Here is an 18,636-nt window from a genome sequence, read left to right on the forward strand (position 1 = left end):
GGACATTATGCAAAGAGAAATTTCCTATGAGGAAAGAATAAAAAGGTTAGATGAGGCTTTAAAAAAAGCCCGTGAAGAAAGAACCCGTGCATTAACCAGCAAGGAACATTTAGAAAAAGAACTGGAAGAGCTTAGAAAGAAAGCTGAAGAATTAGGTGTTGAACCTGATAAGCTAGGTGAAAAGATTCTAGAAATAAAAAAAGAAATTGATGAAATGCTTGAAAAAGCTCAGAAGCTTCTTCCCCCCGAATATCTGGAAAAGGTGGGTTTTTGATGACAGAAAATAAGCTTAAGGAGGCTTATGCTCTATTTGAAGAAAATATTAAAAGAAGGGAAGGAGAGAAAGAAAAGCTAGAACAGATTATTACGGCCAAAGAGAAGGAGATAGATGAAATTAAGGAAAAAATTTATCTTTATCAGCAGGTAAATGAAATCTACAAAAAAGCGGCGGAATATGCCAGAGAAAAATCGAAAGTAGCCATTGAAAACATCGTTTCACGGGCTTTAAGTATCGTTTTTTCCGATGATTTAAAATTTGAGGTCGAAATTAAAAGAGAAAGAGATAAAGATAGTGCGCGCTTTCTGGTTTCTTCAACCTACGGTGGAGAATTTAAGATAACCAATGAACCCCAGGAAGCACGCGGCGGTGGAGTAGTAGATATAATTTCTTTAGCACTTAGAATTGCCCTTCTTGAAACTTCAAAATTTAACAATTTTGGGCCTTTGGTATTAGATGAACCAGCCAAGCATGTTTCCGGCGAACATATAGATAATGTCGCTGCATTTTTGCGGACTGTTATTACGACATTTAACCGCCAGATAATTATGGTTACTCATAATCAATACCTGGCTGAAAGTGGGGATATAGTTTACGAAGTAAAGATTGAAGATGGGGAAAGCCAGGTAAAGTTAAAATCTAGCTCTGAATTGCCAGCAGTTCTTTAAATTTTTGCTTGAGTTCTTCTTCTGTGGCAAATCCCTGGGGAAGATTTTCACCTGTCCATTGTATGACAGCATCTAATAAGGCTCTTAATACTTCTTCTCTGGTGAATAATTTATTTTTTGAGCTGCTCTGGTTGCTTACTTTTCGTAGCCATTCAATCTGGTCATCGTAAAGATGAGCAGGCATCTGCATAATGGGCCTGGATTTAGGTTTATCAGTATTTACGGTATAATTTTGATTTGAAACAGAAGAAATAACATTTTGTTCAAATTTAGCCGTTTCAGTTGCTGCCGAAGAAGAAGCATTATCTTCTTCGGTTTTATTTTTTTGCATTTCTTCCCTGGCTAAACTCCATTGCTCACGGGCCATCTTTTCAATGTTGGGAGAATTTTTTATGTTTTTATGAGTAATTACTTTATTAAACCAGTTTACAGCTTCTCTGTAATTGCCTAAACGGCGGTTTAATTCGCCGATTAAATAGATAAGCTGGACTTCATCTAAGTTACCGACTTTATTGCCGGTAGTAAATGCTTGCATATATTTATTTAATGCTTCTTTTAAGAATTTGTATTCTAAATCGTGGTTGCCGATTTCACGGGCAATCCAGGCAGAAGCTAAGAGCAGGCCTGCAATCTCTCCAGGAGGAGCTTTTTTTAGTTGAGCAGTACGAATAGCAAGTTGAAAAGTATATAAGGCAGTTTTAGCATCTCTCTCTCCACACATAGAAGGACTATTTTCTGATTTCAACTGGGATAGGGCTAAAGCGATCTGTTCAGCAATCTTGGGAGATAATTCAACAGCAAAGCTGCTGGATGAAGCTGCATATTCACAAGAAGGACATACGATTATTGAGTAATAAAGAGGATTGAGACCCCGGTAAATGGTGTGAAAGTCGCTTTCTTTTCTTTCTACATAAATCGCCGAACTGCGCACAGCCAGTGTGCTAAAATTTGTTTTACAAAGAGGACAGGTATATTCACGCATAAAAAAAGGACTGGTCATATTTTAATCACCTCAGTAATATTTCCATTTGATAAGACTTTAAACCAATTCTATATTATAAAATTCAGTTTTAAAAGAGGCAAGAAATGAACTGTTTTGCTTAAGGGGGAGGGGGATTTATGAAAATAAAAAAGTTTATGAGCACCCAGATAATCAAATTGGATCCAGATTTAAACTTGAGGGAAGCATGTCGAATATTTCTGGAAAATAAAATCGATGGAGCCCCGGTTGTAAAAGATGGCAGATTGACGGGTTTGTTTACCAAAACCCATCTGCTCCGAGCCTTTTATAATGGAAACTCTGCGACTGAATCAATAAAAAATTATATGACCAAAAAAGTAAAGGTTCTGCATCCGGATGAAGACATAAGAGATGTAGATATTATGTATACTGGTAGATATCCTGTAGTTGAAAACGATGATCTGATTGGTTTTATAACCAAATCAGATATTATGAGGGGATTAAATCGTGTTATAGATGAAATGGCAGGACAATTGGAAACTGTTATCAATTCAGCTTATAATCCTATAATAGCTATTGACAGAGAAGGCAGAATAAGAATATGGAACCGGGCAGCAGAAAAGCTGACAGGAATGTCGGCAGAAGAAGTTACGGGAAAATTTATAAATAACGTTATACCGGAGAGCGAACTGCTTAACATAGTTAAGATAGGGAAAAAAGAATATGGTGTGAGATTAAGAGTTGGCCGCACTCCGGTAATAACCAATCGTGCCCCTATAATTGAAAATGGTATTGTCACAGGTGCAGTAGCGGTGTTGTATGATGTATCTGAAATCGAAAATATTTCTAAAGAACTTAAATATGTAAAGGAACTTAATCGAGAATTAGATGCCATATTTGAAGCCTCTTTTGATGGCCTTTATATTACTGATGGTAAAGGGAAAACTTTGCAGATAAACCAGGCTATAAAACGTATGACCGGACTTGGGGAAAAGGAACTTTTGAATAAAACTATGAATGAACTGGTTGAAAATGGGACTTTATCGCGTTCTGCCACCTTGATAGTATTAGAAAAGCTTGAGCCGGTAACTACCACTCTCATGACTGTAACCGGAAAAACTTTACTGGTAAGCGCAGTCCCGGTTTTTAACGAAGAAGGAGAAGTTGTACGGGTTGTAACAAATGTTAGAGATATAAGTGAACTTAATCGGTTGAAACAGGAGATTGAAAAGCTGGAAGGGTTAAGAAAACATTTTGAATCTCAGATAAATCAAATGAAAATTAAATTCTCAGGGAGAATAGTTTTTAAAAGCAAGGCTATGGAAGATATAATCTATCAAGCAGCTAAGATTGCCGAAGTTGATACTACAGTCCTGATAACCGGAGAATCCGGTACAGGAAAGGAAGTTATTGCCGAGATTATTCAGAAAAACAGCAACCGCCACAATAAGCCCTTTATTAAAATAAATTGTGCAGCTTTGCCGGAAAGCCTTATTGAATCTGAACTTTTTGGCTATGAGGCAGGAGCTTTTACCGGTGCTAGAAAAGAAGGCAAACCGGGCATGTTTGAACTGGCCGATGGAGGGACTCTTTTGCTGGACGAAATAGGAGACCTGTCGCTTCATTTACAGGTTAAGCTTTTAAGGGCTATTCAACAGCAGGAGATTTTCAGGGTGGGAGGAACCCAACCGATACGAGTGGATGTAAGGATTATTGCTATTACAAATAAAGATTTAGAAAAACAGGTAGTAAAGGGCGAATTTCGTAAAGATTTATACTACAGGCTTAATGTTGTTCCTATTTATATCCCACCGTTGAGAGCAAGAAGAGAAGATATTCCGGTATTGATAAAGCATTTTATAGATTTTTTTAATCAAAGATACAATACGCAGAAGAAAATAAGTGGTGAAGCCTTGGAGGTATTAACCAGATATTCATGGCCCGGTAATATAAGACAGCTGGAAAATTTAGTAGAAAGGCTGGTTATAACCAGCAGACACGATTTAATCAGCATAGAAGACCTGCCTGATTTTGTACTTTCTGATTCTGAAAAATCAGGTGAAGATGACGAAGATGAAATAAGGGTTAACCAGATTATACCACTTAAAAAGGCGGTTGAACTTACCGAAAAAAAGCTATTAGAAAAGGTATGGGCTTTATATAATTCCTGTAACAGAGCGGCTGAGGTCTTGGAGGTTGACCCTTCGACTGTTTCCCGTAAGCTGCGCAAATACAAAATAGTCAATAAAAGAGGCGGAAATTCCGCCATCTAAAAGGGGGGTAATTTAGTAATCCTGTTTGTTAGTTCTGACCCATATTTTCATCTTATTTGCTTCTTTTATAAGTTCATCTCTAAAATCAGGATGAGCTATATTTATAAGTGCTTCAGCTCTTTGCCAGGTAGTTTTGCCTTTAAGAACGGTATAACCATATTCGGTTACGACATAATATGCCAGCGAGCGGGGAACAGTTACGATAGTTCCCAGACCCAAAGCAGGTTTGATGCGTGAAATTGTAGTTCCATCTTTTAATGTGGTGGTAGAGCTTAAGCATATTAATCCTTTTCCACCTTTAGATCTAAAGGCAGCATAGATAAAGTCGAGCTGGCCCCCAGTCCCTGATATTTGTCTGCCTTCGGCAGCTTCAGAAGCTATCTGGCCGTATAAGTCAACTTCGAGTGCATTGTTAATAGCAAATACCTTATCATTTTGAGAAATAATAAACGGGTCATTGGTGTAATGTACTGGATAGCTTGCACAGGCTGGATTGTTGTTAAGGAAATCATATAATTTGTCGGTTCCCATGGCAAAAGTGTAGACCATTTTGCCCTTATCTATATTTTTATATTTACCGGTAATTCTACCTGCTTCATACATATCTACAAATGAGTCTACCAACATTTCTGTGTGGACTCCCAAATCCTTAAGATCTGATTCTGCTATCATGGTTCCTACTGCATTGGGCATAGCTCCTATCCCTAATTGGAGGCAGGCTCGATCTTCGAGTAAATTCATAACATTTAGGGCAATTTTTTTGTCAACTTCGCTTATCTGAACAGGAGGCAGGTTGAAGAGTTTGGGATTATCTTTGCTTTCAACTATATAATCTACCTGAGAAATATGCACAGATTCACTGTTGCCCCCCAGGCAAATAGGAACTGATTTATTAACTTCAACTACTACTTTTTTTGCTTTATTGATTACATAAGAGGTTATAGAATTAGAAGTGCCTAAGTTAAAAAATCCCTTTTCATTCATAGGTGAAACAGGAACAAAAGCAACGTCAATGTTTACAAATTCTTCAATCAATTTTTTTGCTTCATGATATGCAATTGGAATATAGTTGCATAGGTTTTGTTCATGTAAGCGTCGTGAAAAAACTGAAAAATGCCAGTCATTAATAATAAAATGTTTTCTTTCAGGGTCGACCTTTACTACTTCCGGTATCCAGGTTAGAGTAACTGAGCGAATTTTTACATCTTTTAGTTCATTTACCCTTTTAGCTAGAGCGGCATCCAGGTCTTTGGGCTGCATTGAGAATTCACCATACTGAACCCAGTCACCTGATTTTACGATTTGAACAGCTTCATCAGCTGTCCTCTTTTTTCTTTCATATTCACGGAAAAAATCAGTGGCAAATGCCATTAAAACCCCTCCTAATTATAAGGTTTTAAAATTGTATCTTATTAAGATGCAAGAAATATGCCATAATTCTGAATATTCAAAACTATAGCTTTATGTTGTTGAATTTATTAAATATAATTTTTTTTTTGCAAAAACGCAAAAAAAAAATTGCAGATTTGCATTTAAATGTGAGTAAATTATAAAGATAACAGTTTATCTATTGCCAAAATGCAAAAAGAAAAAGTATTATAACCTATGATGTGAAAAGTGAAAAAAAAAAGCAGTGTTTATTTTTAAAATAGCTTTATTAATGATAAAATCTATATGTATAAATAATAACGTTTTACATGCGGAGTTGATTTTATGATCTATGAATTAGGTGTTATTCAAGAATTTGCGGCTGCACATAAACTTAATAATTATGAAGGCAATTGCAGGAACATTCATGGGCATACCTGGAAAGTAGAGATAGTAGTTGAGGGAGAAAAACTTGATGAGAATGGAATGCTTATAGATTTTCGAGAATTAAAAAAAATCGCTGCTTGCTTGATTGCCGAAAAATATGATCACAGGTTTTTAAACGAAATAGCGCCTTTCGATAAAATAAATCCAACCGCCGAAAATATAGCACATCAAATCTACATAGATGTGAAAAAAAAGCTGCCAGATGGGATTAAGCTGAAAAGTGTGAAGGTTTGGGAATCATCTAATGCCTATGCTTTGTATAAGGAGGGAGAAAGATGAAAGCAGTGGCCTTGCTTTCAGGAGGTTTAGACTCGGTTGTCTCAATGCTTTTGGCCCGAAAAGAGGCAGAAATTAAACTTGCTATAACGGTTGATTATGGGCAAAGAGCCAGAATAAACGAAATAAAAGCATCCCAAAATATCTGCCGAATCTATGGAATTAAGCATGAAGTTATAGAGCTCCCTTTTATGAGCAAAATACATTCAGATTTGCTAAAACAGGGAAGCATGCCGATCGCTAATCCATGGGTGCCTAATCGCAACGGGCTTTTTATAAATTTGGCTGCCTGTTATGCTGAATCTTTGAAGGCACAATTGGTTATATGCGGTTTTAACCGGGAAGAGGCCTTTAATTTTCCGGATAATTCAGAAGAATATGTTGAATCAGTAAACCGTGCTTTATACTATTCTACTACTAATCATGTACAGGTTAAATCTTTTGTGCAGGATATGGATAAAATAGATATTATACGAACAGCTGCTGATATGGGGTTGGATTTTCGCTATTTGTGGAGCTGTTATCAAGGAGGGGAAAAACCTTGCGGAAAGTGCTCCTCCTGTTTGCGTAATATTGAAGCATTTATGAAGGCAGGGATTGAATACAGTGAAGATTTTATTTGCTGATGAAAGAATTAATTATGATGGGACTCAGCTTAAGCCTCATTGGATATATAATAATTTTGGTCTTTTAGGCGATGCAGCTGTTGCTTTTGTGGGGGAAGCTAATGTTTCAATCGAAAATATGGTTGACTTGGCCGATGTGCATGAAAAAGCTTTTATTTATTCGCCTTTGATGCTTAATTTTATTGTTGAACATTTTAATGTTGATTTAGAACTGGCTGTTTATCGCCAAAGAATACTTATGGTATGCATAAAAGAAGAACTGGAACAGTTTGAGGTTGATGTCCTGCGCTTGGGGGATGATTTGTATGTAAATAAAGGAAAACTTTCAGTTTCTATTGCCACTGTTTCTCCAGTTTCTACGCTTATTCACACAGGGCTTAATATTAATACTCAGGGAACTCCAGTAAAAACTGCAGGTTTAAACGAACTGGGGATAAGCGATGTTAAATCTTTCGCCTTCAATGTCCTCAAGCGGTATGAACGCGAATTAGAACAGATTTATGAGGCGCGTTGCAAGGTCAGGGGGAAATTATCTTGAAAGCGTATCTAACGGAGATTATGGAAAGTATTCAAGGGGAAGGGCTTACTGCCGGAGCAAGGCAAATTTTTTTGCGCTTCAGTGGATGCAATTTAAGATGCAGGTATTGTGATACTAGAGCTTCTTTAGTAAAACCTGAAAAAGGGATTTTTTATTTGAAGCCAGGAAGTAATTTAGAAAAAGAGTTTTTTTTAAATCCTTTAAGCATTGAGGATATGATGAAATTTTTACAAAGCTTTTCATCAAAGTGGATAAGCTTAACTGGAGGAGAACCGCTTTTATGGACAGATTTTATTTCAGAATTGATTGACAGGTTAAAACCTTCAGGATATAAATTTTTGCTTGAGACTAATGGGACTTTGGTTAATGCGCTTGACAAGTGCATAAAAGGGATAGATTTAATAAGCATGGATTTTAAGCTTCCTTCTGCTACCGGGGACGATAACTGGGATAATCATTATTTGTTTCTGAAAAAGGCGGTTGTTAAACCTTGTTATGTCAAAGTTGTAGTAGATGACAGATCTAGAGAAGAAGAAATAGAAGCTGTTTTTGATATAGTGAGGCGAATAGATCCTCAGATTACCGTTATCCTTCAGCCGGTTACTATTATGGGTAAGGCTGACTTATCTTTGCTTCCTTTTTTACTTGTAATGCAGGAAAAAGGTTTAAAAAGCTTGAAAGATATAAGGATAATGCCCCAAATGCATACTTTTTTAGGGTTTATATAGTAATTTGAGATATTTCAATTTTGAAATCTTGTAAGCTCATTTTGATTAAACTACAATAATAAAACAGGGAAAGGAGAAATTTATCATGGATGATGAAAAGAATAAACTGGAGCTTATCGCTACCAAAACATTATCTGCTAGTGATGAATTAGTGCGTCTGGTTGATTTTTTAAACAAAAATCTGAAAAATAAACGGGTAATGTTTGGTATTACCAAAAATAAAGAAAAAAATGAGATGACTATAAGTATTTACGAATTTTAAGTATATGGGGTGGGGAAATGAATAGAGCTATAAGGGATTTTGTAAAAGAAACGGTCAGCGTAGTATTAATTGCGTTTGTGCTGGCTATGATATTGCGGACTTTTGTCATTGAAGGACGTATAATTCCCACCGGATCGATGCTGCCTACTTTACAGCTTCAGGATAGGGTTCTGGTGAATAAATTTATTTATCGTTTTAAAGAACCTCAAAGAGGGGATATTGTGGTATTCAGGCCTCCTGATGCGATTAATGCCAATGAAGACTATATAAAAAGGGTTATAGGACTTCCAGGGGAAAAAGTAGAGATGAAAAATGGACGGGTATATATAAATGATAAACCACTTAATGAACCTTATCTGGCAGAAAATTTAGATTATGAATATGGACCGGTGATTGTTCCTGAAGATTGTCTTTTAGTACTAGGTGATAATCGTAATCACAGTTTTGACAGCCATATGTGGAATGCTTGGCTTACCAAAGATAGGCTTAAAGGAAAGGCTTTTATGGTATATTGGCCCGTAAGTCATTTGCATTTGCTGGAACGAGGTGTAAGTTTTGATGAAAATACTGGTAACTAATGACGATGGTATTCATGCCAAAGGAATAAATGCTTTAATACATCATCTGGGAGAAATAGCAGAATTATATGTAGCTGCGCCGGATAGAGAAAGAAGTGGAACAGGTCACTCTATAACTGTTTTTGAGCCTATTAGGGTAAAAGAAGTAAAGGTGGCAAAAGCTAAAAGATCCTGGGTAGTAGGCGGAACTCCGGTTGATTGTGTAAAGCTGGCAATGAGCAGGTTAGTTGAAGGTGTTGATCTGGTAGTATCAGGGATAAATCATGGGCCAAATTTAGGAACAGATGTTTTATATTCAGGAACGGTTTCAGCTGCTGCCGAAGGTATCATAATGGGAGCTCCAGCCATTGCAGTGTCATTAGATTGTTTTGAAGAAGACCCTGATTTTGAATATGCGGCTAAATTTACCTGTGAAATAATTGAAATGATTAAAGAAAAGGGAATTGACAGAAGAACTATTTTGAACTTAAATATTCCGGCTTTGAAGCCGGAAGCTATAAAAGGAGTGCGTATTACCAAGCTGGGGGTAAGAAATTATGAAAATCTCTTTGAAGAAAGAAAGGATCCCCGTGGTAATACCTACTACTGGTTGGGAGGGGGAATAAAGGAAGAACAGCAGGATGTTGACAGTGATGTATTAGCTGTTAAGGAAGGATATATCAGCATAACGCCTATACATCTAGATCTTACTGATTACAGGTTGTTAAATGAATATAAAAAATATTTCACCAAGGATTTTCTAAAAAAATAGAGAATTACATAAGAAAGGGGCTTCCAGACCAGCGGTATTTATCCCTTGATAAAGGTTTGCCAAACCCAGTAATTGGACGAAGGTATATTTTTTAAAGGTATTTGAATCGCTAAAAAAAAATTATAGTTTAATCATAAGGAGGTTGTTGAATGAAGGTTTATCCTACCAGCAAAATTCGTAATATTGCCCTTGTCGGTCATGGAGGTACCGGAAAAACGTCGCTGGCAGAAGCAATGAATTATAACACCGGTGTTACCAAGCGCCTGGGAAAAGTTGATGATGGCAATACGGTAGCCGATTTCCTGCCTGAGGAAATTAAAAAGAAAATTACGATCAGCACTGCTTTGGTTCCCTGCGAATACCGGGATCATAAGATAAATGTGCTTGATACTCCGGGGTATGCTGATTTTTATTTTGAAGTAGTAGGTGCTATGAGAGTAGTCGAAACTGTGGTGCTTCTTTTATCTGCCAATGCTGGAATTGAAGTGCAAACAGAAGTGGTATGGGAAGATTTTCCTGATATCCCCAAATTGGCATTTGTCAACAAGATGGATCGGGAAAATGCTGATTTTTATAAGGTTTTAGATGAAATGAAACAGATTTCTTCTGATCATATTGTGCCTGTTCAGCTGCCTATTGGGGCTGAAGATAAGTTCAGAGGTGTAGTTGATTTAATAAAGATGAAAGCTTTAATTTTTGAAAAAGGAACTGGAAAGATTACGGTAGAAGATATTCCTTCTGATATGCTGGATGATGCCGAAGCTTACAGAGAAATTTTGATTGAAGCTGCAGCAGAAGCGGATGATGACTTGCTCACTAAATATTTAGAAGGTGAAGCTTTAACTGACGATGAAGTTATGAGAGGAATAAAAGCAGCTGCTGCTAATGGTTCTGCTGTGTTCGTTTTCTGCGGTTCTGCAGTTAATAACATGGGCATAACTCCTTTAATGGATTTTATAGTTGAATGCGCAGCTGATCCATCAGCTAACCCCTTGATTAAAGAAAAAGATTTGGAAAAAGAACCGTTATCTGCTCAAGTTTTCAAGACTATTGCCGACCCTTATATCGGCAGGTTAAATATGCTGCGTATTTTTACAGGCAAAATGAAATCTGACAGCGTTGTTTACAATGCCAATAAAGAAAAAGAGGAAAAAATTGCCCAGCTCCTGATAATGAGCGGCAAGGAGCAAAATCCTGTCCCGGAAGCTTATCCTGGTGATATAGTTGCTGTTGCCAAATTAGCCCTCACTTCTACAGGAGACACACTAACTGTCAAAGCAAATCCCGTTGTGCTTAAGCCTATCGAATTTCCTGAACCTACCCTTAGTATGGCGATTGCTCCCAAGTCAAAAGGTGATGAAGATAAATTGAGCGGTGCTCTACAAAAACTTTTGGAAGAAGATCCGGCTATAAGAGTATATAAAAATCCTGAAACTAAGCAGACTATTTTAACCTGCATGGGCGATACCCATGTAGAGATAATTTTGGAAAAATTAGCTAGAAAATTCGGGGTAGACGTTGAATCCAAAGAAATGAAGATTCCGTATAGAGAAACTATACGCAAGGTAGTTGAAGCAGAAGGCAAACACAAGAAACAAAGTGGTGGACATGGACAGTATGGACATGTTAAAATTAAATTTGAGCCTTATCCGGATGGCGACTTTTTGTTTGAAGAAAGCATATTTGGAGGAGCTGTTCCACGCCAGTATTTCCCAGCGGTAGAAAAAGGTTTGCAGGAAGCTATGGAAGAAGGAGTTTTAGCTGGATATCCGGTGGTAAATATCAAAGCTAACCTTTTTGATGGTTCTTACCATTCAGTTGACTCATCAGAAATGGCTTTTAAACTGGCAGCAAGACTCGCTTTTCGTAAAGGTATGGAATCGGCCAACCCTGTATTATTAGAACCTATAATGAATGTTGAAATATTAGTTCCTGAGAACTTTATGGGCGATATTATAGGCGACTTGAACAGCAAACGTGGTAGGGTTTTAGGTATGGAACCTCAAGGCAACAAACAGCTTATAAAAGCTCAGGTTCCTTTAGCTGAGATGGCACGTTATACCATAGATCTCAAGTCTTTAACCCAGGGACGCGGAAAGTTTAAGATGGAATTCTCCCATTATGAAGAAGTTCCGGCTCATATACAGGAAAAAATAGTGGAAAAAGCTAGAAAAGAAAGAGAACAGGCAGAAAAATAGAAAAAAGGGGGCTTTGAAACAGTCCCCTTTTAATCTATCTGCCGGTTTAAAATATCCTTCTATTTTGAGTGGTGGGAAAAAGCGTTTTTTCATTCAATTTTGTGGGCTGACTCATTTGCTCTATATGTAGATAATAATTATAAATGCGATTATTAGCCTTTCCTTCTGGAGAGGATAATATACAATAAATTAGTAAAATAGTGGCAAAGGTAGAGAAGATAAGCGATGTTAAGTACCATATGTTGTGGGTAGATAATAATCCGTAAAATGAAAGTTCAATTGTAACCAAAGATGTGAGCAGTAGTAGAAATACAAACAGTTTCAGTTTTTTCATTTATTAAAAACCTCCTCAGATGTTCTGCTTTTTATTATTGACAATTATTTGCGAATAAATACATTTCCCGGGAGGTGTTTTTACCGGTCCAAATAGATCGGTTGATGATCATGAGCGCTGTGAATTCAAAAATATTTAATGCTTTAAATTACCATATTGAAAGCGGCAATATTTTAAGTTGGCTTAAAATGGCTTTGGTTGCTTTTTTTATTTTCTTGTTTTTTATAATATTGCGCCATATTTTTACTCACTATATTTTCCCGCAGGTATTAAAGATAGCAGATAAAACTGATACTTATTTGGATGAAAAAGTTTTAGATGCCTTTGAAAGACCTTTAAGGATTTTGTTTATTGTTTTGGGAATATTTTTTGCTCTAAGATATTTGCCCTTGCCGGAGAGTTATGACATTATCTTAGTCAAACTGCTGCGAACTTCCCTTATTATAATTGTGGCCTGGGGATTATATAACCTTACAGGATCTCATTCTTCTTTTACGGAAGAAGTAAAAACCATATGGAAAATTGATTATACAATTATTCAATTTTTTTCCAAAGTTTTCAGGGTATTGATTGTAATTATAGCTTTATTGGTTTTAGCTGAAGAATGGGATTATGATGTGGACGGTTTTATTGCCGGACTGGGTTTAGGTGGATTGGCTTTTGCTCTTGCAGCTAAAGATGCTTTAGCAAATATATTTGGTGGTATGGTTATTATAATTGATAAGCCTTTTGCAGTTGGCGACTGGATAAAAACCCCTAGTCTGGAAGGCACAGTTGAGGAAATAAGTTTTCGCAGTACAAGAATTCGCGCTTTTGATCAGGCTTTAATAACCATGCCTAATTCAAAATTGGCAGAAGAACCTATAACCAATTTCACCCGAATGGGGAAAAGGCGTATTAAATTTTATTTGGGTGTAACTTATGATACTCCGCCTGATAAAATGCGGATTGTGATTGAAAAAATTAAAACTATGCTTATAAACCACCCGGAAGTACATCCTGAAACAATAATAGTGTCTTTTGAACATTTCAGCGAAAGCAGTTTAGATATTATGCTCTGGTTTTTTACAAAAACAACTATTTTTGAGGAGTATTTATCGGTAAGACAGGATATTAATCTTAAAATAATGGATATTTTAGAGGAAGAAGGGGTAAGTATGGCCTTCCCCAGTCGAAGCATATATATAGAGACTGTTCCTGATGAGCCAAAAACAAAGAACAGATAGAGAAAAAATCCGTTACGAAAGCATATGCTTTTGTAACGGATTTTAATATTACTGGAGGTGCAATAAAACAATTTTAGCTGTACATTTTTTCTATTATATCTTTATATTTTTCAAGAATTACTCTCTTTTTAGGTTTCAAGGTTGGAGTTAACTCTCCGTTTTCTTCCGTAAATCGATGGGGCATAATAGTGTATTTTTTAATGCGCTCAAAATTCTCAAGCTGTTTATTTACCCTTTCAACTTCTTCGGCAATTTTTTCTTTTAAGAAAGCTTTTTCAATGAAATCCTCTCCTACTTTATTGCATATCAAAACCCCGGTTGTATTTGACCATTCAAGTTTGCTTTCGTCGTATGGTATATTATTTTGTTTATATAATTCGACGAAATAGTTAAAATTAGGAACGATAAGAAGACTTATATAGTTTCTTTCGTCGCCAATTACAAATATTTGATCGATATAAGAGCTGGTAGAAAACAGGTTTTCTATTTTGACAGGGGCTACATTTTTCCCAATTGCCAGACATATTATCTGTTTTTTACGTTCAATGAACTGATAATAGCCGTCTTCGTCTTTTGATACTATGTCGCCTGTCTTAAACCATCCATCCTCAGTAAATGCCTCTGCCGTTTCCTCAGGCTTATTCAGATAACCGGCAAAAACTCCGGCACCGGAAATTTCCAGCTCGCCATCGGAAGCTACCCTGCATATACTGCCATTTGCGTCAATTCCCATTTTTCCAGGTTTACATGCTGTAATAGGGTTTAATATACAGGCATTAAAGCTTTCAGTGGAACCGTATCCCTCTAAAACCGCTACTCCAGCCTTGTAATAAAGTCTTAAAAGCTCTGGTGAAATGGCAGCACTGGCAGAAAAGGAAAAGCGGAAGCGATTGCCGAATATTCCACGAATTTTACTTAAAACAAGCTTGTCTGCAATTGCATGTTTAAACTTTAAACCTAATGGAAGGCGTGATTTTACGTCAAAATCAGGCGACATATTTATAGTTCCATTATCGTTGGTTCGGTATTTTAAAACTTCTTCTCCCACATTATTTGCCCAGTCGAAGAGCTTTTTCTTGAGCGGGCTTAATGCGAGCTGCTGCTGCATGGTTATGTAAATTTTTTCATAAATCCGAGGAACACAATTAATCCAGGTAGGGTTGTATTTTTTTAGATCTTCAACTAAAGTTGCCGGCGAATCGGCATAACATATACAGGAACCCTGGAATATTGCCAAAAGCTGACAGGAACCGCGGTCAAAAATATGGGCTAAAGGGAGATAGCATAAAGTAACATCATTTTCCGTCACAGACATGCCGTAGCGGCCGAAAAAGTCATTTACACCCTTCATGCGGGAACCTGCTCCCCAGTGAGTGAGAATGACCCCTTTACCCTGTCCGGTGGTCCCTGAAGTATAAAGAATTGTGTATGGATCTTCTAGTTTTACGCTTTGCCATCTCTTTTGATAAGTATTGTAATTTTTTTGCAAATAATCTTTACCCAGGTTTATAAGGTCTTGAAATGATAAAATGCGTTCATCCTCACTTTTATAGGATATATCCATGACGATGATTTTTTCCAGGCTAGGCATTTTATCCCACCCGGCTGAGACATGTTTCAAGAGTTCTTCATTTCCTACAAAAAGAATGCGGCTTTTTGAGTCGTTCATAATATATAGAACTTCTCCCAGGGAAAGAGTCGGAAAGATTGTTACACTTACCGCTCCGCAATTTGCTATTGCCATATCTGCCTGAGTCCAATATGCACTGGTAGGGGACATTATAGCTACCATGTCCTGGGGATTGATTCCCAATGATAAAAGCCCTCCAGCCAGGTATTCCACCCTTTCTCTAAATTCACGATAAGTAAATTTGCCTTGATTATCATTATTATAAAGCAGCGGATTAAAAACTTGAGCAGGCCTTTCGGGAAACTTTTCACATGAATTGTAAAAAGCTTCACATACGGTAAGAAAATCGTTTTTTGTCATCCCTTAATACCTCCTATTTCATTATGAAATACGAATCATTTTTGAAATTTTTCTTCTAAAATTATATAATACTTAATTACAATACGAAATATATTTATTGAAATTTATCTAAATTGATATTTTGAAATACAATTTTTGATATAGTAAGACAATTATCATAGTTTTATAGATATTTGGTAGAGAAAAGTGAAAAGCTTGACAGGAGGTTTTCAGTAAAGACTTAAGAAACATAAAATTTATTTATCAAAATTTATAAAAAAATATAAAACTTTGTAGGAATTTTCTGTTTATGAAGCGAAATATACAAAAACCAAATTATTGAGAGGGAACACAAGGGGGACTTGTTTTTGGAAAAAGGTAAAGAACCAAAGGAAATCCAGGGTGATGCCTTGGATAAAAATTTACTCGTTAAAATAGTTAATAACTTGAGGGAAATAATAGGAATTTCAGATCTTGAAGGAAGGTTTACTTTTATTTCTCCGAGCGTAAAGGAACAACTGGGATATGAAATGGCCGAAGGTTTAGGGCGTACATTTAAAGAATTTATACATCCGAATGACATAAAAAAATATGTTGATTATTTCAACCGGGATATAAAAGATGAAATGGATACTACCACCCTAAATTTTAGAGTAAGACATAAAAACGGCAGCTACCGTTGGTACAATGTGCGGGGCAGGATTTTGTACAATGAAAAAGGACGCCCGCAGGAATATTTAGGAATAGGAATTGATGTTACTGACCAGATAGAATATGAAAAAAAATTAAAGTCAGCTTATGAAGAAATCGAAATAGCTTATCAACACCTGCAGGCAGCTGAAGAAGAAATAAAGGCACAGTATGAGGAATTGCATTCTGCGTATGAACAGTTGCAGGCGGCTGAAGAAGAAATAAGGGCTCAATATGAAACCTTGGAAAAAAACCAACAGGAGCTTTTAGAGATTCATAAAAAGATAGAAGATATAATAAATTCTTTACCCGATGCCACTTTTGTAATTGATAAGGACGATAATGTGATTTTATGGAATTATGGCATGGAAGAATTAACCGGGGTAGCCGCCAAAGATGCCTTGAACAAAAAAAGCTATGAGTTTACTGACAAGTTTTATCATGGAAAAAGATATTCTTTGGCTCACTGGTGTCTGCAGGGCAAGCTTCCTCCACCGGAAGATTATCTAGAAGTAAGAAAGGAAGGCAGGATTTTAAAAGCCCAGATAGGACCGGTTGATATAGCAGGAAAAGAAAAATATTTTTCGCTGTCGATAGCTTTACTTTATAATACTAAAGGCGGGATTGAAGGAGCAATTGAGACTATACGGGATATAACCCACGGTAAACTTATGGAAGAATCTTTGCGTTTAAGTGAGGAGAAGTTCCGTAAACTGGCTGAAAACACACCTGCAATGGTTTTTGTAGGGCAGGGAGAAAAATATAAATATGTAAATCCGGCTTTTTGTGAAGTAACTGGTTATTCTGCTGATGAACTTTATAATATGCTGATATGGGATGTTGTCCATCCTGAACATCGCGAAATGGTGCGGAAGAGGGGATTGGACAGGCAGGCAGGAAAAAAGATGCCCGATCGCTATGAGTTTAAACTGCTTACAAAAGAAGGCGAAGTAAAATATGTCAGTTATGCGGCAGCCATTATAGAATATGAAGGAAAACCGGCTTTAATCGGAACCGGAATTGATATTACCGATAGATATATAATGGAAGAAAAGCTTAAGAGAAGGGAACAACAGCTCAGAATTATAGCGGAAAATACTCTGGATCTTATATCACAGGTTGATGAGAATGGAATTTTGCTTTATGCCAGTCCTTCTCATCTGACGATGCTGGGTTATAAACCTGAAAAAAGCGTTGGAGCTTCGGTTTTTAATATTATACACCCAGATGATCGTGAAAAGGCAAAAAAGGTTTTTGAGGATACTATAAAACATAATAAAACTAACCGGTTTGAGTTTAGACTTTTACGGGTAGATGGTAAACCGATATGGGTTGAAACCCTCGGCAAAGCTATGAAAAGCGCGGATGGAAAAAGAAATATTCTGATAACAGTAAGCCGTGATATAACTGAACGAAAGAAGCTAGAAGAGAGAATGCGTTTTATTGCTGAACATGATATGTTGACAAATCTTTATAATCGTTTTTATTTTGAACAATTTATTGAAAAATTAGAAAAAGAAAAAGTTTATCCAGTAGGTTTAATCATTAGTGATTTAGATGGTCTTAAGCTTATAAATGATACTTTAGGGCATGAAGCGGGCGATAAGCTTTTAAAGTTATATGCTGAAATTTTAAAGAAGTGTTTTCCACCCGATAGTATTATAGCCCGTATTGGGGGAGATGAATTTGCGGTAATTCTGGTAAGGAAACTGCCTCATTTAATAGATGAATATATTGAACGTTTAAGAGATGAAATCTGCAATGTCAATAAAAATAATAATGAACTCTTGTTAAGTGTTTCGTTAGGAAAAGCAGCTAGACTTAATAGTAAGACAAGTATGCAGGATTTGTTTAAAGAGGCGGATAAATTGATGTACCGTGAAAAACTTTTGCACAGCCAGAGTAATAAAAGCAGCATTGTAGCTCTGCTTATGAAAGCATTAGAAGCCCGCGACTATATAACTGAAGGCCATACCGATCGTATGCAGCATCTGGTGCGGAAGATAGGAGAACGAATTGGACTTTCAGAATCAAGAATAAATGATTTGTGTCTGCTTGCCCGCTTTCATGATATAGGAAAGGTAGGAATTCCTGATAATATACTGTTTAAACCGGGTAAACTTACCGATGAAGAATATGAGGAAATGAAAAAACACTGCGAAATAGGTTATCGTATTGCACAGAGTTCTCCTGATCTCGCTCATATTGCTGACTTTATATTAAAACACCATGAAAGATGGGATGGAACCGGTTACCCTTTAGGGCTGAGGAGCAACGAAATACCGCTTGAATGCAGGATTTTGGCTTTAGTTGATGCATATGATGCTATGAGCAATGACCGACCTTACCGAAAGGCTATGACTAAAGAAGATATTATAGCTGAACTTAAGAAATGTTCTGGAAAGCAGTTTGATCCGTGGCTTACCGCGATTTTTATAAATATACTTTCAGAATCAGGAGATTAGT

At 36.7% G+C, this 18,636-nt stretch carries 16 protein-coding genes; 13 read left to right on the plus strand and 3 right to left on the minus strand.

What is annotated here, in order from left to right:
• Positions 1 to 7: 7 nt before the first annotated feature.
• Positions 8 to 274, plus strand: coding sequence for a hypothetical protein (locus H0Z36_RS02175; RefSeq protein WP_296863483.1), 267 nt, complete (start codon positions 8 to 10; stop codon positions 272 to 274).
• Complete coding sequence (locus H0Z36_RS02180) at positions 274 to 945, plus strand: ATPase (RefSeq protein WP_296863485.1); 672 nt, start codon at positions 274 to 276, stop codon at positions 943 to 945. The genes H0Z36_RS02175 and H0Z36_RS02180 overlap by 1 nt, the downstream gene beginning before the upstream one ends.
• On the opposite strand, the gene H0Z36_RS02185 is transcribed toward H0Z36_RS02180, so the two are convergent.
• The gene (locus H0Z36_RS02185) at positions 917 to 1,945 is read right to left on the minus strand and encodes a DUF2225 domain-containing protein (RefSeq protein ID WP_296863487.1); all 1,029 of its coding nucleotides are present in this window, start codon (positions 1,943 to 1,945) and stop codon (positions 917 to 919) included. The two genes, H0Z36_RS02180 and H0Z36_RS02185, sit on opposite strands and share 29 nt — an antisense overlap.
• A 119-nt stretch (positions 1,946 to 2,064) precedes the next feature.
• Between H0Z36_RS02185 and H0Z36_RS02190 the strand changes: the two genes are divergently transcribed.
• The gene (locus H0Z36_RS02190; RefSeq protein ID WP_296863489.1) at positions 2,065 to 4,179 is read left to right on the plus strand and encodes a sigma 54-interacting transcriptional regulator; all 2,115 of its coding nucleotides are present in this window, start codon (positions 2,065 to 2,067) and stop codon (positions 4,177 to 4,179) included.
• Positions 4,180 to 4,191: 12 nt separating this feature from the next.
• Here the strand turns inward: H0Z36_RS02190 and H0Z36_RS02195 are convergent, their stop codons facing one another.
• The gene (locus tag H0Z36_RS02195) at positions 4,192 to 5,550 is read right to left on the minus strand and encodes an acetyl-CoA hydrolase/transferase C-terminal domain-containing protein (RefSeq protein WP_296863491.1); all 1,359 of its coding nucleotides are present in this window, start codon (positions 5,548 to 5,550) and stop codon (positions 4,192 to 4,194) included.
• A 342-nt stretch (positions 5,551 to 5,892) separates the two neighbouring features.
• Here H0Z36_RS02195 and queD point away from each other — a divergent pair, with 342 nt between their 5' ends.
• From queD to H0Z36_RS02240, 9 genes are all read left to right on the plus strand, one after another.
• The gene (gene queD, locus H0Z36_RS02200; protein ID WP_366508837.1) at positions 5,893 to 6,273 is read left to right on the plus strand and encodes a 6-carboxytetrahydropterin synthase QueD; all 381 of its coding nucleotides are present in this window, start codon (positions 5,893 to 5,895) and stop codon (positions 6,271 to 6,273) included.
• Complete coding sequence (gene queC, locus H0Z36_RS02205) at positions 6,270 to 6,896, plus strand: 7-cyano-7-deazaguanine synthase QueC (RefSeq protein ID WP_296863493.1); 627 nt, start codon at positions 6,270 to 6,272, stop codon at positions 6,894 to 6,896. The genes queD and queC overlap by 4 nt, the downstream gene beginning before the upstream one ends.
• Positions 6,877 to 7,434 carry a DUF366 family protein gene (locus H0Z36_RS02210; protein WP_296863495.1) on the plus strand — a complete coding sequence of 186 codons (558 nt, stop codon included), beginning with the start codon at positions 6,877 to 6,879 and terminating at the stop codon, positions 7,432 to 7,434. Before queC ends, H0Z36_RS02210 begins: the two co-directional genes overlap by 20 nt.
• Positions 7,431 to 8,162 carry a 7-carboxy-7-deazaguanine synthase QueE gene (locus tag H0Z36_RS02215; RefSeq protein WP_296863496.1) on the plus strand — a complete coding sequence of 244 codons (732 nt, stop codon included), beginning with the start codon at positions 7,431 to 7,433 and terminating at the stop codon, positions 8,160 to 8,162. Before H0Z36_RS02210 ends, H0Z36_RS02215 begins: the two co-directional genes overlap by 4 nt.
• Before the next feature lie 85 nt (positions 8,163 to 8,247).
• On the plus strand, positions 8,248 to 8,424 hold the full coding sequence (locus H0Z36_RS02220) for a YpmA family protein (protein ID WP_296863498.1): 177 nt from the start codon (positions 8,248 to 8,250) through the stop codon (positions 8,422 to 8,424).
• A gap of 17 nt (positions 8,425 to 8,441) precedes the next feature.
• Positions 8,442 to 9,002, plus strand: coding sequence for a signal peptidase I (gene lepB / locus H0Z36_RS02225; RefSeq protein ID WP_296863500.1), 561 nt, complete (start codon positions 8,442 to 8,444; stop codon positions 9,000 to 9,002).
• Complete coding sequence (gene surE / locus H0Z36_RS02230; RefSeq protein WP_296863851.1) at positions 8,983 to 9,753, plus strand: 5'/3'-nucleotidase SurE; 771 nt, start codon at positions 8,983 to 8,985, stop codon at positions 9,751 to 9,753. The genes lepB and surE overlap by 20 nt, the downstream gene beginning before the upstream one ends.
• Positions 9,754 to 9,902: 149 nt before the next feature.
• Positions 9,903 to 11,951, plus strand: a complete 2,049-nt coding sequence (gene fusA, locus H0Z36_RS02235) for an elongation factor G (RefSeq protein ID WP_296863502.1) — start codon at positions 9,903 to 9,905, stop codon at positions 11,949 to 11,951.
• A 438-nt stretch (positions 11,952 to 12,389) separates the two neighbouring features.
• Complete coding sequence (locus H0Z36_RS02240) at positions 12,390 to 13,511, plus strand: mechanosensitive ion channel family protein (RefSeq protein WP_296863504.1); 1,122 nt, start codon at positions 12,390 to 12,392, stop codon at positions 13,509 to 13,511.
• Positions 13,512 to 13,584: 73 nt separating this feature from the next.
• On the opposite strand, the gene H0Z36_RS02245 is transcribed toward H0Z36_RS02240, so the two are convergent.
• The gene (locus tag H0Z36_RS02245; RefSeq protein WP_296863506.1) at positions 13,585 to 15,501 is read right to left on the minus strand and encodes a long-chain fatty acid--CoA ligase; all 1,917 of its coding nucleotides are present in this window, start codon (positions 15,499 to 15,501) and stop codon (positions 13,585 to 13,587) included.
• A 347-nt stretch (positions 15,502 to 15,848) separates the two neighbouring features.
• Here H0Z36_RS02245 and H0Z36_RS02250 point away from each other — a divergent pair, with 347 nt between their 5' ends.
• The gene (locus H0Z36_RS02250; RefSeq protein WP_296863508.1) at positions 15,849 to 18,635 is read left to right on the plus strand and encodes a PAS domain S-box protein; all 2,787 of its coding nucleotides are present in this window, start codon (positions 15,849 to 15,851) and stop codon (positions 18,633 to 18,635) included.
• Position 18,636 lies beyond the last annotated feature (1 nt).

The sequence above is a fragment of the Thermosyntropha sp. genome (genome assembly GCF_017656155.1).
In the GTDB taxonomy this organism is placed as follows: domain Bacteria; phylum Bacillota; class Syntrophomonadia; order Syntrophomonadales; family Syntrophomonadaceae; genus Thermosyntropha.

Bases quoted from the DNA above. Each gene is read 5' to 3' on its own strand.
- H0Z36_RS02240 (WP_296863504.1), top strand. From the start codon at position 12,390: ATGATCATGAGCGCTGTGAATTCAAAAATATTTAATGCTTTAAATTAC.
- H0Z36_RS02185 (WP_296863487.1), bottom strand. From the start codon at position 1,945: ATGACCAGTCCTTTTTTTATGCGTGAATATACCTGTCCTCTTTGTAAA.
- H0Z36_RS02175 (WP_296863483.1), top strand. From the start codon at position 8: ATGCAAAGAGAAATTTCCTATGAGGAAAGAATAAAAAGGTTAGATGAG.
- H0Z36_RS02195 (WP_296863491.1), bottom strand. From the start codon at position 5,550: ATGGCATTTGCCACTGATTTTTTCCGTGAATATGAAAGAAAAAAGAGG.
- queC (WP_296863493.1), top strand. From the start codon at position 6,270: ATGAAAGCAGTGGCCTTGCTTTCAGGAGGTTTAGACTCGGTTGTCTCA.
- H0Z36_RS02220 (WP_296863498.1), top strand. From the start codon at position 8,248: ATGGATGATGAAAAGAATAAACTGGAGCTTATCGCTACCAAAACATTA.
- queD (WP_366508837.1), top strand. From the start codon at position 5,893: ATGATCTATGAATTAGGTGTTATTCAAGAATTTGCGGCTGCACATAAA.
- H0Z36_RS02245 (WP_296863506.1), bottom strand. From the start codon at position 15,501: ATGACAAAAAACGATTTTCTTACCGTATGTGAAGCTTTTTACAATTCA.
- lepB (WP_296863500.1), top strand. From the start codon at position 8,442: ATGAATAGAGCTATAAGGGATTTTGTAAAAGAAACGGTCAGCGTAGTA.
- fusA (WP_296863502.1), top strand. From the start codon at position 9,903: ATGAAGGTTTATCCTACCAGCAAAATTCGTAATATTGCCCTTGTCGGT.
- surE (WP_296863851.1), top strand. From the start codon at position 8,983: ATGAAAATACTGGTAACTAATGACGATGGTATTCATGCCAAAGGAATA.
- H0Z36_RS02190 (WP_296863489.1), top strand. From the start codon at position 2,065: ATGAAAATAAAAAAGTTTATGAGCACCCAGATAATCAAATTGGATCCA.
- H0Z36_RS02180 (WP_296863485.1), top strand. From the start codon at position 274: ATGACAGAAAATAAGCTTAAGGAGGCTTATGCTCTATTTGAAGAAAAT.